This is a genomic window from Thioalkalivibrio sp. ALJ12, from assembly GCF_000378305.1.
GTDB lineage: Bacteria > Pseudomonadota > Gammaproteobacteria > Ectothiorhodospirales > Ectothiorhodospiraceae > Thioalkalivibrio.
In genome coordinates this window covers 1-15,342 of the sequence record NZ_KB899542.1, presented here as the reverse complement: position 1 = coordinate 15,342, position 15,342 = coordinate 1, and the positions used below count along the sequence as shown (strand labels likewise).

Below are 15,342 nucleotides of genomic sequence, written 5' to 3'. Positions count from 1 at the left end.
CATCGCCGCCGTCAGCGTGGTCTTGCCATGGTCCACATGACCAATCGTCCCCACATTCACATGCGGCTTCTTACGCTCGAACTTTTCCTTGGACACAGCTCAAACCTCTTTCTACAGTTCTTTCGGATTACGCGATTCGGTTCAGGAGGCCTTCGCCGCCACAGCCTCGGCGACCTGCGCCGGCGCCTCGGAGTACTTTTCGAACTCCATCGAGTACGTGGCGCGACCCTGGCTCATCGAGCGCAGCTGCGTCGAATAGCCAAACATCTCGGACAGCGGGACCTCGGCCTTCAGTAGCTTCTGACCCGCGATATCCTCCATACCCTTGACCAGGCCACGACGTCGGTTCAGATCGCCCATCACGTCGCCCATGTATTCTTCCGGCGTCTCCACCTCGACCTTCATCATCGGCTCCAGCAGCACGGCGCCAGCCTTCAACGCACCCTCCTTGAAGGCCATCGAACCAGCCACCTTGAACGCCATCTCGTTCGAGTCAACGTCATGGTAGGAGCCGTCAAACAGCGTGACCTTTACGTCCACCACCGGGTAACCGGCGAGCACGCCGTTGGCCATCTGCTCCTCGACGCCCTTGTTGACGGCCGGGATGTAGTCCTTCGGCACGACACCACCGACGATGGCGTTGACGAATTCGTATCCGTCGCCCGCCTCTTGCGGCTCGATGCGCAGCCAGACATGACCGTACTGGCCGCGACCACCCGACTGGCGCACGAATTTGCCTTCGGTTTCCACGCTCTTCTTGATCGTCTCGCGGTACGCCACCTGCGGCTGACCGACGTTCGCCTCGACCTTGAACTCGCGCTTCATGCGGTCGACCAGGACCTCGAGATGAAGCTCACCCATGCCGGAGATGATCGTCTGGCCGGACTCCTCGTCAGTCCGCACACGGAAGGACGGGTCTTCCTGCGCCAGCTTGTTCAGCGCGATACCCATCTTTTCCTGGTCCGACTTGGTCTTCGGCTCGACCGCGATCGAGATCACCGGCTCCGGGAACTCCATGCGTTCCAGCTCGACCGGATTATTCGGATCGCAGAGGGTACTCCCCGTGTACAGATCCTTCAGGCCAACCACCGCACCAATGTCACCTGCGCGCAGCTCCTTGATCTCCTCGCGGGAGTTGGAGTGCATCTGCAGGATGCGGCCGATGCGCTCGCGGCGATTGTTCTGCGTATTAAGCACGGTGTCACCCGCGCTCAGCACCCCGGAGTAGACACGTACAAACGTCAGCGAGCCCACGTACGGGTCGGTCATGATCTTGAACGCGAGCGCGGCAAACGGCTCGTCGTCCGAGGCGTGCTTCGCGACCGGCTCTTCCGTCCCGGCCTTCACGCCCTTGATCGCCTTGACCTCTTCCGGCGACGGCAGGTACTCAACCACCGCGTCGAGCATGGCCTGCACGCCCTTGTTCTTGAACGCGGAGCCGCACAACATCGGCACGATCTCGAGTTCGATCGTGCGATGGCGAATCGCCTGCTTGATCTCTTCCTCGCTGAGGTCACCCTCGTTGAGGTACTTGTCCATCAGCTCTTCATTGGCTTCGGCAGCGGCCTCGAGCATGTTCTCGCGCCACTTTTCCGCCTCGGCCTTGAGCTCTTCGGGGATGTCCTTGTACTCGAAGGAGATGCCGAAGTTATCTTCGTCCCAGAAGATCGCCTGCATCTTGACCAGATCGATCACGCCCCGGAAGTTATCCTCGGCACCGATCGGCAGCTGGATCGGGACCGGGTTCGCCTGCAGACGCTCTCTCATCTGCTCGTAGACACGCAGGAAGTCGGCGCCGGCGCGGTCCATCTTGTTGACGAAGGCCATCCGCGGAACCGAGTACTTCGTGGCCTGACGCCAGACGGTCTCGGACTGCGGCTGCACACCACCCACGGCGCAGTACACCATCACCGCACCGTCGAGCACTCGCATGGAACGCTCCACCTCGATGGTGAAGTCCACGTGCCCCGGGGTATCGATGATGTTAACGCGGTGCTCATCGAACTGCTTGGCCATACCCTGCCAGAAGCAGGTGGTCGCCGCGGAAGTGATGGTGATCCCGCGCTCCTGTTCCTGCTCCATCCAGTCCATCGTGGCGGCGCCTTCATGGACCTCGCCGATCTTATGCGACAGACCGGTGTAGAACAGGATGCGCTCGGTCGTCGTCGTCTTGCCGGCGTCGATGTGCGCGCTGATCCCGATGTTCCGGTAGCGCTTCAGTGGGGTCTTGCGTGCCACGTTGAGCCTCTCTAAATCGGTTTTACCAGCGGAAATGGGCGAACGCCTTGTTCGCTTCCGCCATGCGGTGAGTGTCTTCGCGCTTCTTCACGGCGGAGCCCTTGGAATCGGCGGCATCTATCAGCTCGCCCGCCAGCTTCAGCGCCATGGTCCGCTCGCCACGCTTGCGGGCCGCTTCCACGACCCAGCGCATCGCCAGGGCGTCCTGACGAACCGAACGCACCTCGACCGGCACCTGGTAGGTGGCGCCGCCCACGCGACGAGACTTCACCTCGACACGCGGACGAATGTTGTCCAGCGCGCGTTCCAGTGCACCCATGCCATCACCCTGCTTGGACTCAATCTGGTCCAGCGCGCCGTACACGACCTGCTCTGCGACCGACTTCTTGCCGTCACGCATCACGGTATTGATGAACTTGGCCAGGCGCTCGCTTCCGAACTTCGGATCCGGAAGGATGTGACGCTTGGGGGCAGCTGCTCTTCTCGACATGTCTCAGTTCCCGCTCTTGTACACGGTTAGGATTTCTTCGGGCGCTTGGTGCCGTACTTGGAACGACCCTGGGTGCGGTTCTGCACACCCTGGGTATCCAGGGAGCCACGCACCGTGTGGTAACGCACACCGGGAAGATCCTTTACACGACCGCCGCGAATCAGGACCACCGAGTGCTCCTGCAGGTTGTGGCCTTCGCCGCCGATGTAACTACTGACTTCGTAGCCATTGGTCAGACGCACGCGCGCAACCTTGCGCAGCGCGGAATTCGGCTTCTTCGGCGTGGTCGTGTAGACACGGGTGCATACCCCGCGCTTCTGCGGCGAGCCCTGCAGCGCCGGCACGTCGCTCTTCTCGACGGGGCGCTTGCGGGGCTTGCGTACCAACTGATTGATCGTGGCCATGAAACCCTTTCTCCTAGCCTAAAAATAACGACAGGCCGGCGCCGTGACCGGCCTGTCGAGGGAGCGGAATTCTAATCGCCGCCCCCTGAAGTGTCAACAGAAGGGGAGGCTATTCGGAGCCTTCCCCGGTGGTTTCCGGACCCGAGGCATCGGATTCGGTGTCGGCGGTGACCGCTGACGCCTCCTCGACGCTCTCGAACTCCGGCATTTCCAGCTCGCGCTTGCGGCGGCGTTCCTTGTGGTATGCCAGCCCCGTACCGGCCGGGATCAGGCGACCCACAATCACGTTCTCCTTCAGGCCACGCAGATCGTCACGGGCGCCACGGGTGGACGCCTCGGTCAGCACGCGGGTGGTCTCCTGGAAAGAGGCCGCGGAGATGAACGATTCCGTCACCAGCGACGCCTTGGTGATGCCGAGCAGCACACGCTCGTAGGTCGCCGGCTGCTGGTCGTCACCGAGCTTCTCGTTTTCCTCGAGGACCCGCACACGATCCACCTGGTCCCCCGCGAGGAACTTGGTGTCGCCTGGGTTGACGATGTTCACCTTGCGCATCATCTGACGAACAATGACTTCGATGTGCTTGTCATTGATCTTCACGCCCTGCAGGCGATAGACGTCCTGGATTTCCTGGACCTGGTATTCGGCCAGGGTGGTCACACCCCGCAGGCGCACGATGTCGTGCGGGTCCAGCTCACCGTCCACCACAACCTCGCCGCGCTCCACGCGCTCGCCCTCGAACACGTTCACGGTGCGCAGTTTCGGGATCAGCATCTCGACCGGATCACCCTTGTCCGGCGTGATCACCAGGCGCTGCTTGCCCTTGGTCTCCTTGCCGAACGAGACGGTGCCGGAGATCTCCGCCAGCACGGCCGGCTCCTTCGGACGGCGGGCCTCGAACAAATCGGCCACACGCGGCAGACCACCGGTGATGTCGCGGGTCTTGGACGACTCCTGCGGCAGGCGGGCGATAACGTCACCGACCTCGACGCGGGCATTGTCCTCGAGATTGAAGATCGCATTGGCCGGCAGCATGTACTGCGCGGGCATGTCGGTGCCCGGGATGTACACCTCGTTGCCATCATCATCCACAAGCTTGACGGTCGGGCGCAGGTCCTTGCCTGCGCTCGAGCGGCTCTTCGGATCGAGCACCACATTCTGGGACAGACCGGTGAATTCGTCCGTCTCCTTGGTCACGGTGACATTCTCGACGAAGTCCGCCAGACGAATGTAGCCGCCCACCTCGGTGACGATCGGGTGGGTATGCGGATCCCAGGTCGCGACTTCCTGACCGGCCTCGACCGCATCTCCATCCTTGACGGTGATGGTGGCGCCGTAGGGGATCTTGTAGCGCTCACGCTCGCGCCCCTGGTCGTCGATCACACCCAGCTCCCCGGAGCGCGAGACCGCAACCAGGTTGTCCGCCTTGTTGGTGACGGTCTTCAGGTTGTGCAGACGCACGGACCCGGCGTTCTTCACCTGGATCGCGCTGACCGTAACCGCACGGCTGGCCGCACCCCCGATATGGAAGGTACGCATGGTCAGCTGGGTGCCCGGCTCGCCGATGGACTGCGCGGCGATCACGCCCACCGCTTCGCCCTCGTTGACCTCGTGGCCACGGGCCAGATCGCGGCCGTAGCACTTGGCGCAGATGCCCTGGCGGGTCTCGCAGGTAATCGCGGAGCGCACCAGCACCTCGTCCACCGAGGCCTCGTCCAGCTTGTCGACCATTGCCTCATCCAGCAGCGTGCCCGCCGGCACCAGAACCTCGTCGGTGCCCGGGCGATGGACGTCCACCGCCGTGGTACGACCCAGTACGCGGTCGCGCAGCGGCTCGACTACATCCCCGCCCTCGATGATCGGCTTCATCACCAGGCCCTGCTGGGTCCCGCAGTCGTGCTGAGTAACCACCACGTCCTGTGACACATCCACCAGACGGCGGGTCAGGTAACCGGAGTTCGCGGTCTTCAGCGCGGTATCGGCCAGACCTTTACGCGCACCGTGGGTCGAGATGAAGTACTGCAGGACGTTCAGACCCTCGCGGAAGTTCGCGGTGATCGGCGTCTCGATGATGGAGCCGTCCGGCTTGGCCATCAGGCCACGCATCCCCGCCAGCTGACGGATCTGGGCCGCAGAACCACGCGCGCCGGAATCGGCCATCATGAAGATCGAGTTGAACGAGCTCTGCTCGACCGTCTCGCCCTCGGCGTTGGTGACCTGCTCCTTGCCGAGCCGCTCCATCATCGCCTTCGCGACCTGGTCATTGCAGTGCGACCAGATGTCCACGACCTTGTTGTAGCGCTCGCCCTTGGTGACCAGGCCCGAGGCATACTGCTCCTCGATCTCCTTCACCTGCTCTTCGGCGTTCTGCAGGATCGGCTGCTTCTCGTCCGGGATGACCATGTCATCCGAGCAGAACGAGACCCCGGCGCGGGTCGAATAGTAGAAGCCCGCATACATCAGTTGGTCCGCGAACACCACGGTGTCCTTCAGGCCCAGGCGACGGTAGCAGGAGTTGATCAGCGCGGAGATGGTCTTCTTGCTGAGCTCGCGGTCGATCAGCTCGAACGGCAGCCCCTTCGGCATGATGCGCGACAGGATCGCGCGACCGACGGTAGTCTCCACGCGCATGGACGGCAGCGGCTCGCCTTCCGCGACATCCGCCATGGTGTCGGCGATGCGCACGGTGACGCGCGCATGCAGGTCGACCAGCTTGTGTTCGTAGGCGCGATGCACCTCGTCCACATCGGCGAAGGTCATGCCTTCGCCCTTGGCGTTCACCTTCTCGCGCGAGAGGTAGTACAGACCCAGCACGATATCCTGCGACGGCACGATGATCGGCTCGCCGTTGGCCGGCGACAGTACGTTGTTGGAGGACAGCATCAGCGTGCGCGCCTCCAGCTGGGCCTCCAGCGACAGCGGCACGTGCACGGCCATCTGGTCACCGTCGAAGTCGGCGTTGAACGCGGCACAGACCAGCGGGTGCAGCTGGATCGCCTTGCCCTCGATCAGCACCGGTTCAAAGGCCTGGATGCCCAGGCGGTGCAGGGTCGGGGCACGGTTCAGCATCACCGGATGCTCGCGGATCACCTCTTCGAGGATATCCCAGACCTCGGGACCTTCCTTCTCCACGGCCTTCTTGGCGGCCTTGATGGTGGTCGCCAGTCCACGGCGCTGCAGCTTGCCGAAGATGAACGGCTTGAACAGTTCCAGCGCCATTCGCTTGGGCAGGCCACACTGGTGCAGGCGCAGCGTCGGGCCGACCACGATCACGGAACGGCCGGAATAGTCGACACGCTTGCCGAGCAGGTTCTGGCGGAAGCGGCCCTGCTTGCCCTTGATCATGTCAGCCAGGGACTTCAGCGGGCGCTTGTTGGTGCCGGTGATCGCACGACCGCGACGGCCGTTGTCCAGCAGCGCATCCACGGACTCCTGCAGCATGCGCTTTTCGTTGCGCACGATGATATCCGGGGCGTTCAGCTCCAGCAGGCGGCGCAGACGGTTGTTGCGGTTGATCACCCGGCGATACAGGTCGTTCAGGTCGGAAGTCGCGAAGCGACCACCGTCCAGCGGCACCAGCGGGCGCAGGTCCGGCGGCAGCACCGGCAGCACGGACATGATCATCCACTCCGGCTTGTTGCCGGATTCCAGGAACGACTCGATCAGCTTGAGGCGCTTGCCCAGACGCTTGATCTTGGTCTCGGACCCGGTCTCGGACAGATCCTGGCGCAGCTTCGCGGCCTCGCCCTGCAGGTCCATCTCCCTCAGCAGGCTCAGCACGGCCTCGGCACCCATCATCGCGGTGAAGTCGTCGCCGTGCTCCTCCATCGCCTCGAGGTATTCCTCGTCGGTCAGGAGCTGGCCCTTCTCCAGCGTGGTGAAGCCCGGGTCGATCACAATGAAGGACTCGAAGTAGAGCACCTTCTCGATGTCCTTCAGGGTCATGTCGAGCAGCAGCCCGATGCGGGACGGCAGGCTCTTCAGGTACCAGATGTGCGCGACCGGCGAGGCCAGGTCGATGTGCCCCATGCGCTCGCGGCGAACCTTGGTCTGGGTCACCTCGACGCCGCACTTCTCGCAGACCACACCCCGGTGCTTCAGGCGCTTGTACTTGCCGCACAGGCACTCGTAGTCCTTCACCGGGCCGAAGATCTTGGCGCAGAACAGGCCATCGCGCTCCGGCTTGAAGGTCCGGTAGTTGATGGTCTCCGGCTTCTTAACCTCGCCAAAGGACCACGAACGGATCTGGTCCGCGGAGGCCAGGCCGATACGGATCGCATCGAACTCTTCCGGCTGGGTCTGCTGCTTGAACAGATTGAGGAGGTCTTTCATTCGCTATGCCTCACAAAGCTTTGGGTCGAGGGGTGCCCTGCACCCCTTCGGATCACATTCGGATCGGAGGAGATCAGTCCTGCTCCAGCTCGATATTGATGCCGAGCGCCTTGATCTCCTTCATGAGCACGTTGAACGACTCGGGGACGTTGGCCTCCATGTGGTGCTCGCCGTCGACGATGTTCTTGTACATCTTGTTGCGGCCCTGCACGTCGTCCGCCTTCACCGTCAGCATTTCCTGCAGGGTGTAGGCGGCACCGTAGGCCTCCAGCGCCCAGACCTCCATCTCGCCGAAGCGCTGACCACCGAACTGCGCCTTGCCGCCCAGCGGCTGCTGGGTGACCAGGGAATACGGACCGGTCGACCGCGCGTGCATCTTGTCGTCGACCAGATGGTTCAGCTTCAGCATGTGCATGTAGCCGACGGTCACCGGGCGATCGAAGGAGTCACCGGTACGGCCGTCGAACAGCTCGGCCTGCCCCGTCTCGGGCAGATCGGCCAGCCGCAACATCTCCTTGATCTCGGCCTCCTCGGCACCATCGAACACCGGCGTCGCCATCGGCACGCCACCGCGCAGGTTGCGGCAAAGCGCAATGATCTCGGCGTCCGACATGGAGTCGAGGTCGACCTTCTTGTCACGGTGGTTATAGATATTGCCCAGGAACTCGCGCAGCTTCGCGATTTCGGCCTGCGCCTCGAGCATGCGGTTGATCTTGTCGCCCAGCCCCTTCGCGGCCCAGCCCAGATGAACCTCCAGCACCTGCCCGACGTTCATGCGCGAGGGCACGCCCAGCGGGTTCAGGACCACGTCGACCGGGGTCCCGTCGTCGAGGAACGGCATGTCCTCTTCCGGCACGATCATCGAGATCACGCCCTTGTTCCCGTGGCGGCCGGCCATCTTGTCGCCCGGCTGCAGACGGCGCTTCACGGCCACGTAGACCTTGACCATCTTCTGCACGCCCGGCGGCAGGTCGTCGCCCGCGGCGACCTTGGCCTTCTGGTGCTCGAACTTCTTGTCGAACAGCTCGTGCTGCTCCTGCAGCTGGCGACCGAGGTCCTCGAGCTGCGAGTTCACGGCGTCGTCCTTCAGGCGCACCTCGAACCACTGGTTGCGGGACAGGCCCTGCAGGTACTTCTTGGTGACCTTGGAGCCGTCACCCAGCCCTTCCGGACCGCCGGCAGCCGCCTTGTTGAGCAGCAGCTTCTCGACGCGGGCGTAGATATCGTCCTCGTAGATTCGCAGCTGGTCCTTCAGGTCCTTCTTGACCGCAGCGAGGTCGTCTTCCTCGATCGACTTGGCACGCGCATCCTTCTCCACGCCATCGCGGGTGAACACGCGCACGTCGATCACCGTGCCCTCGATGCCGGACGGCACACGCAGGGAGGTGTCCTTCACGTCCGAGGCCTTCTCGCCAAAGATGGCCCTCAGGAGCTTCTCTTCCGGGGTCAGCTGGGTCTCGCCCTTCGGCGTGACCTTGCCGACCAGGATGTCGCCCGGGTTTACCTCGGCGCCAACATAAACCACACCGGACTCGTCCAGCTTGGCCAGCAGCGACTCGGAGACGTTCGGGATATCCGCGGTGATCTCTTCCTGGCCCAGCTTGGTGTCGCGCGCGACACAATTGAGCTCCTCGATGTGGATCGTGGTGTAGCGGTCCTCCTGCACCACGCGTTCGGAGATCAGGATGGAATCCTCGAAGTTGTAGCCGTTCCAGGGCATGAACGCGACCATCATGTTCTGCCCCAGGGCCAGCTCGCCGAGATCGGTCGAGGAGCCATCGGCCAGCACATCGCCGCGGGCGATCTCGTCGCCTACCGCGACCAGCGGGCGCTGGTTGATGCTGGTGTTCTGGTTGGAACGCGAGTACTTGGTCAGGTTGTAGATATCCACACCCGGCTCGCCGGCGACGGTCTCGTCGTCGTTCACGCGCACCACCACGCGGGCGGCATCCACGGAATCGACCGTACCGCCGCGCTTGGCGACGATCGCGGACCCGGAGTCGATCGCCACCGTGCGCTCGATACCGGTACCGACCAGCGGCTTGTCCGCGCGCAGGCAGGGCACGGCCTGACGCTGCATGTTCGCACCCATCAGGGCGCGGTTGGCATCGTCATGCTCGAGGAACGGCAGCAGCGCGGCGGCCACGGACACGATCTGCTTCGGCGAGATATCCATGTACTGGATCTTGTCCGGCGAGGAGATCGTGAACTCCTCCTGGAAGCGGCAGGAGACCAGGTCGTCGGTCAGACGCCCTTGGTCGTCCATCGCCGCGTTCGCCTGGGCGATCACGTACTGGCTCTCCTCGATTGCGGACAGGTACACGATCTCGTCGGTGACCTTGCCGTCTTCGACCTTGCGGTACGGGGTCTCGAGGAAGCCGTAGCGGTTGGTGCGGGCATACACGGCCAGCGAGTTGATCAGGCCGATGTTCGGGCCTTCCGGCGTCTCGATCGGGCAGACACGACCGTAGTGGGTGGGGTGCACGTCGCGCACCTCGAAGCCCGCACGTTCGCGCGTCAGGCCGCCCGGGCCCAGCGCGGAGATACGGCGCTTGTGGGTCACCTCGGACAGCGGGTTGTTCTGGTCCATGAACTGCGACAGCTGGCTGGAACCGAAGAACTCCTTGACCGCGGCGGCCACCGGCTTCGCGTTGATCAGCTCCTGCGGCATCAGCCCTTCGCTCTCCGCGACGGTCAAACGCTCCTTGACCGCACGCTCGACGCGCACCAGGCCCAGACGGAACTGGTTTTCCGCCATCTCGCCCACGCTGCGGATGCGCCGGTTGCCCAGGTGGTCGATGTCATCGGTACGGCCGTTGCCGTTGCGCAGGTCGATCAGGACCTTCAGCACGTCGAGGATGTCCTCGGGTGACAGCACGCCCGGGCCCTCGTCGGTATCGCGGCCGACACGGCGGTTGAACTTCATCCGGCCGACCGCCGACAGGTCGTAGCGGTCCTCGGAGAAGAACAGGTTGGAGAACAGGTTCTCGGCGGCGTCCTTGGTCGGCGGCTCACCGGGACGCATCACCCGATAGATCTCGACCTGGGCCTCCAGCTGCGTCTTGGTCGGATCCAGACGCAGGGTGTCCGACATGAACGGACCGTGGTCGTAGTCGTTGGTGTAGATGGTCTCCACCGACTTCACGCCCTCGGCGCGCAGCTTGTCCAGCAGCTCCTGGGTCAACGGGTCATTGCCAGCCGCCATCAGTTCGCCGGTCGACTCGTCCACCACGCCCTTGGCCAGCACGCGGCCGAGCAGGTACTCGTCCGGTACGCGCAGCCGGTTGATGCCGGCTTTTTCGATCTCGCGGATATGCCGCGGCGTAATCCGGCGCCCGGCCTCGACGATCACGTTCTTGCCGTCGGTGATGTCGACCACGGCGGTCTCGCCGCGCAGGCGCTCGGGGATCAGGTCCAGTTCACCGCCGTCTTCATCGAGAGTGATCTGGTTGAATTCAAAGAAGGTGGACAGGATCTCTTCCGTATCCATGCCCAGCGCGCGCAGCAGGATCGACGCCGGCAGCTTGCGGCGACGGTCGATACGCACGTAAACCCCGTCCTTGGCATCGAACTCGAAGTCCAACCAGGAACCGCGGTACGGAATAATGCGCGCGTTGTAGAGCAGCTTCTGGGCGCTGCCCTGAGTCTTGCCCCGGTCGCTGTCAAAGAACACGCCGGGCGAACGATGCAGCTGGGAGACGATCACGCGCTCGGTGCCGTTGATCACGAAGGTCCCGTTCTCCGTCATGAGCGGCATCTCGCCCATGTAGACCTCCTGCTCCTTGACCTCCTTGACCACGGTGGAGCCAGCAGGGGCCTCCTTGTCGTGGATCACCAGGCGCAGCAGGACACGCAGCGGGGCCGCGTAGGTCACGCCACGGATCTGGCATTCCTTCACATCGAACAGCGGCTCGCCCAGGCGGTAGCTGACGTACTCGAGCTGGACATGACCGGAATAGCTAACAATCGGGAACACCGACTGAAACGCCGCGTGCAGGCCCAGCGCGTGACGCGCCTCCGGACCTTTTTCGGCCTGCAGGAAATCCCGATAGGAGGTCAATTGGGTTTCCAGCAGATACGGGACGTCCAGGATCTGGGGACGCTTCCCGAAGTCCTTGCGGATACGTTTCTTTTCGGTATAACTGAGGGCCATGGCTTACCTCGGCGGCTAGCTGAACAACGCGCGAAAAAACCCGCGCCACCACGGGCTGAGGCTGACGACCAAAAGGCCGCCAGCCTCAGGGCTTCGTGATGTACACGAAAACAACAGGCGCAAGCGCCTTTTACTTCAGTTCGACGGTGGCGCCAGCCTCTTCCAGCTCCGCCTTCATCTTCTCGGCTTCTTCCTTCGCCGCGCCTTCCTTGACGGTCGCCGGAACGCCTTCGACCATTTCCTTGGCCTCCTTCAGGCCCAGACCGGTCAGGCCACGGACGACCTTGATCACGCCGACCTTGTTCTCGCCAAAGCTGGACATGACGACGTCGAACTCGTCCTTGGCTTCGGCAGCAGCGGCTTCACCACCGCCGGCGGCAGCCGGGGCGGCCGCAACGGCGGCAGCGGCGGAAACGCCGAACTTCTCTTCCATCTCGCTGATCAGGTCCACGATTTCCAGGACCGTCATGTTGCCGATGGCTTCCAGGATGTCTTCTTTCGAAACGGCCATTTTTTACTCTCCTAACGGGGAACACCCGTATTCATTCAGTACTTGCTCAGAAACGGCTTGATGAGATTCAGGCTGCCTGTTTCTGGTCACGAATTGCTGCAACGGTACGCACGAGCTTGCCCGGGACTTCGTTCACCGTACGGGCGAACTTGTCGAGCGGCGCCTTCATGGTGGCGAGAAGCGTTGCGAGCGCTTCATCGCGCGTCGGCAGACTGGCGAGGCGATCGAGATCGTTCGCACCCATCAGCTGCCCACCAAACGACACCAGCCGGACCTTCAGCTGTTCGTTTTCCTTGGCGAAGGACTTCACCAGACGCGCGGCGGAGCCAGGCTCCTCTTCACTGAAGGCCAGGATCAGCGGGCCATGCAGCTCGGGCTGCATGCACGCGAAATCCGTACCCTCGATGGCACGCTTGGCGAGGTTGTTCTTCACCACCCGCAGATAGACCCCGGAATTGCGAGCCTGCCGACGAAGGTCGGTCATCTGCGCGACCGAGAGACCTCGGTATTCCGCGGCGACCGCGGAATGCGCCGAGGCAGCAACCGTAGCCAGCTCCGAGACAATCGCCTTCTTGTCGTCGAGATTCAAAGCCACGTTGACTCTCCTCTAGTGAGACCACCCGGAGGCGGTCGTGAAACCGGGCGAACCCGGCACTTCGGTGCTCCCGTCGCAGGTACTTCCTGAATCGGGTGACACCATCTGCGCAGGCTGGTGGATTAAGCCGTCCCGCGAACGGGGCAGCGCCTGCGGTCTTGGATGGCGTGCCGCTTGCGCGACAGCCGACCAAAAACCAAAAAACTTCTTACAGCGACAGCGAGGCCTGGTCGACCTTCACGCCCGGGCCCATCGTCGTGGAGATCGTGACCCCCTTGACGTACTGCCCCTTGGACGTCGCCGGCTTCATCTTGACCAGATCCGCCAGCAGGGCGTTCAGGTTGTCGGCCAGCGAGCTGGAGTCGAAATCGGCCGCGCCAATGGTGCAGTGCACGATCCCGCCCTTGTCGGTGCGGTAGCGCACCTGGCCGCTCTTGGCGTTGGTCACCGCGGTCGCCACGTCCGGCGTCACGGTACCGACCTTCGGGTTCGGCATCAGGCCGCGCGGGCCGAGGATCTGGCCGAGCTGCCCGACGACACGCATCGCGTCCGGGGAGGCGATCACCACGTCGAAATCCATCTGGCCGGCCTTCACCTGTTCGGCGAGGTCGTCCATACCGACCACATCGGCACCGGCTTCCTTCGCGGCGTCGGCATTCGCGCCCTGAGTGAACACGGCCACGCGCACGCTCTTGCCATTGCCATGCGGCAGCACCGTCGAGCCACGCACGACCTGATCGGACTTGCGCGGGTCCACGCCGAGGTTCACAGCCACGTCGACCGACTCGCGGAACTTTGCCTTCGGCAGTTCACGCAGCAGGTCAAACGCTTCGGTCACCGGATAGAGACGGCCTGGCTCGACTTTCTCGCGGATGGCCTTCATTCGCTTGGTCATTTTCGCCATGTCAGAGACCCTCCACTTCGAGGCCCATGCTGCGGGCACTGCCGGCAATGGTACGCACCGCGGCGTCCAGATCCGCAGCGGTCAGATCCGGCTCCTTGGTCTTCGCGATTTCCTCGAGCTGTGCCCGGGTCACGGTGCCGACCTTGTTGGTATTCGGCTCGCCGGAACCCTTCTGCACACCCGCGGCCTTCTTCAGAAGGATCGCCGCCGGCGGCGTCTTGGTGACAAAGGTAAAGCTGCGATCTGAATAGACGGTGATCACCACCGGAATCGGCAGACCGGGCTCGATCTCCTGGGTCTGGGCGTTAAACGCCTTGCAGAACTCCATGATGTTCACACCGCGCTGACCCAGCGCCGGCCCGACGGGCGGGCTCGGGTTCGCCTTGCCGGCGGGCACCTGAAGCTTGATATATGCTTCGATTTTCTTCGCCATGATGACTCCCTCGGGTACAAGCGCCTCGCGGCTCCCCGACTAGCAGTGGTGACGTCGGTACGTCAGGTTTTCTCGACTTGGTGGAACTCGAGTTCCACGGGTGTCGAGCGACCAAAAATCTGGACAGCCACCAGGAGGCGGCTCTTCTCGTAGTTCACTTCTTCCACGACGCCATTGAAGTCGTTGAACGGGCCGTCGATCACGCGAACCATCTCGCCCACCTCGAACAGGACCTTCGGGCGCGGCTTCTCGGCGCCTTCCTGCATGCGCTGCAGGATGGCATCGGCTTCCTTGTCGCTGATCGGGGCCGGCCGGTCTGCGGTGCCACCGATGAAACCAAGCACGCGCGGGACCGCCTTGACCAGGTGCCAGGCCTCGTCGTTCAAGTCCATCTGCACGAGGACATACCCCGGGAAGAACTTGCGCTCGCTCTTGCGCTTCTGGCCGTCCTTCATCTCGACGACCTCTTCGGTAGGCACCAGGATCTGGCCGAAGTGGTCCTGCATGGCGAAACGCTCGATGCGCTCCTCCAGCGACCGCTTCACCTGGGCCTCGAAGCCCGAGAATGCCTGTACGACGTACCAGCGTAATGCCATGGAGAGAATCCTGTGACTATCCGATGAAGCGACTGATGGACCAACCCAGGAACATGTCCAGGAGCCAGAGGAAGATCCCGATTATGATCACGACGGCGATGACGATCAGCGTGGTCTGGGTGGTCTCGACCCGGGTCGGCCAGACCATCTTGCGCACCTCGGTGCGCGCATTGCCCATAAAGGCCGCCAGCTGATGCCCCTTCGCCGTGGTCATGCCAATCGCCACGGCCACGCCGACCACGGCCAGCAGCCCGAGCACACGAATCAGAGTGGACTCGTCCGAGAACCAATAAAAGCCCATGACGCCAGCAATCAGCAGCGCCACGGCTACCGCGAGCTTGAAAGTATCCAGCCCGCCGGTCTGTTCCGATTGTTCACTCATGAATACGTATCACCCGGTACTCGCCGCCATCGGTGAAGATGGCAGGCCAGGAGGGACTCGAACCCCCAACCTGCGGTTTTGGAGACCGCTGCTCTGCCAATTGAGCTACTGGCCTAAAAATCGAATCGACAAGAAACAAACGCGAGAGACGACGCACCAGGCGCCGCCTCTCGCGGTCGATCGTTCAACTTATCTACTGTATCACTCGATGATCTTGGATACGACGCCGGCGCCGACGGTGCGGCCGCCTTCGCGAATCGCAAAGCGCAGACCATCTTCCATCGCGATCGGGCTGATCAGCGACAC

The 15,342-nt window shown here is 63.1% G+C and carries 12 protein-coding genes, 1 tRNA gene and 1 pseudogene; all 14 read right to left on the bottom strand.

Annotated features, from left to right (window positions below):
• On the bottom strand, positions 1–96 hold a 96-nt coding region (locus tag F467_RS13230), incomplete at its 3' end, for a GTP-binding protein (protein ID WP_018137563.1).
• Positions 97–141: 45 nt separating this feature from the next.
• The gene (fusA, locus tag F467_RS0113120; RefSeq protein WP_018137619.1) at positions 142–2,238 is read right to left on the bottom strand and encodes an elongation factor G; all 2,097 of its coding nucleotides are present in this window, start codon (positions 2,236–2,238) and stop codon (positions 142–144) included.
• 22 nt (positions 2,239–2,260) lie between these two features.
• Positions 2,261–2,728, bottom strand: a complete 468-nt coding sequence (gene rpsG / locus F467_RS0113115) for a 30S ribosomal protein S7 (RefSeq protein ID WP_018137618.1) — start codon at positions 2,726–2,728, stop codon at positions 2,261–2,263.
• A 26-nt stretch (positions 2,729–2,754) separates the two neighbouring features.
• On the bottom strand, positions 2,755–3,132 hold the full coding sequence (rpsL, locus tag F467_RS0113110; RefSeq protein WP_012983537.1) for a 30S ribosomal protein S12: 378 nt from the start codon (positions 3,130–3,132) through the stop codon (positions 2,755–2,757).
• A 109-nt stretch (positions 3,133–3,241) separates the two neighbouring features.
• The gene (gene rpoC, locus F467_RS0113105; protein WP_018137617.1) at positions 3,242–7,462 is read right to left on the bottom strand and encodes a DNA-directed RNA polymerase subunit beta'; all 4,221 of its coding nucleotides are present in this window, start codon (positions 7,460–7,462) and stop codon (positions 3,242–3,244) included.
• Positions 7,463–7,535: 73 nt separating this feature from the next.
• Entirely contained in the window at positions 7,536–11,615 is a 4,080-nt protein-coding gene (rpoB, locus tag F467_RS0113100) for a DNA-directed RNA polymerase subunit beta (RefSeq protein WP_018137616.1), read from the bottom strand.
• A 130-nt stretch (positions 11,616–11,745) separates the two neighbouring features.
• The gene (gene rplL, locus F467_RS0113095; protein ID WP_018137615.1) at positions 11,746–12,126 is read right to left on the bottom strand and encodes a 50S ribosomal protein L7/L12; all 381 of its coding nucleotides are present in this window, start codon (positions 12,124–12,126) and stop codon (positions 11,746–11,748) included.
• Positions 12,127–12,193: 67 nt separating this feature from the next.
• Positions 12,194–12,715, bottom strand: coding sequence for a 50S ribosomal protein L10 (gene rplJ / locus F467_RS0113090; RefSeq protein WP_018137614.1), 522 nt, complete (start codon positions 12,713–12,715; stop codon positions 12,194–12,196).
• A 214-nt stretch (positions 12,716–12,929) separates the two neighbouring features.
• Complete coding sequence (gene rplA / locus F467_RS0113085) at positions 12,930–13,625, bottom strand: 50S ribosomal protein L1 (protein ID WP_018137613.1); 696 nt, start codon at positions 13,623–13,625, stop codon at positions 12,930–12,932.
• A gap of 1 nt (position 13,626) precedes the next feature.
• The gene (rplK, locus tag F467_RS0113080; RefSeq protein ID WP_018137612.1) at positions 13,627–14,058 is read right to left on the bottom strand and encodes a 50S ribosomal protein L11; all 432 of its coding nucleotides are present in this window, start codon (positions 14,056–14,058) and stop codon (positions 13,627–13,629) included.
• A gap of 62 nt (positions 14,059–14,120) precedes the next feature.
• Entirely contained in the window at positions 14,121–14,654 is a 534-nt protein-coding gene (gene nusG / locus F467_RS0113075) for a transcription termination/antitermination protein NusG (RefSeq protein WP_018137611.1), read from the bottom strand.
• Between the two features lie 16 nt (positions 14,655–14,670).
• Positions 14,671–15,036 carry a preprotein translocase subunit SecE gene (secE, locus tag F467_RS0113070; RefSeq protein ID WP_012983545.1) on the bottom strand — a complete coding sequence of 122 codons (366 nt, stop codon included), beginning with the start codon at positions 15,034–15,036 and terminating at the stop codon, positions 14,671–14,673.
• 39 nt (positions 15,037–15,075) lie between these two features.
• Positions 15,076–15,151, bottom strand: a tRNA-Trp gene (locus F467_RS0113065).
• Positions 15,152–15,237: 86 nt separating this feature from the next.
• Positions 15,238–15,342 (bottom strand): annotated as a pseudogene (locus F467_RS13635) (elongation factor Tu); the annotation flags it as partial.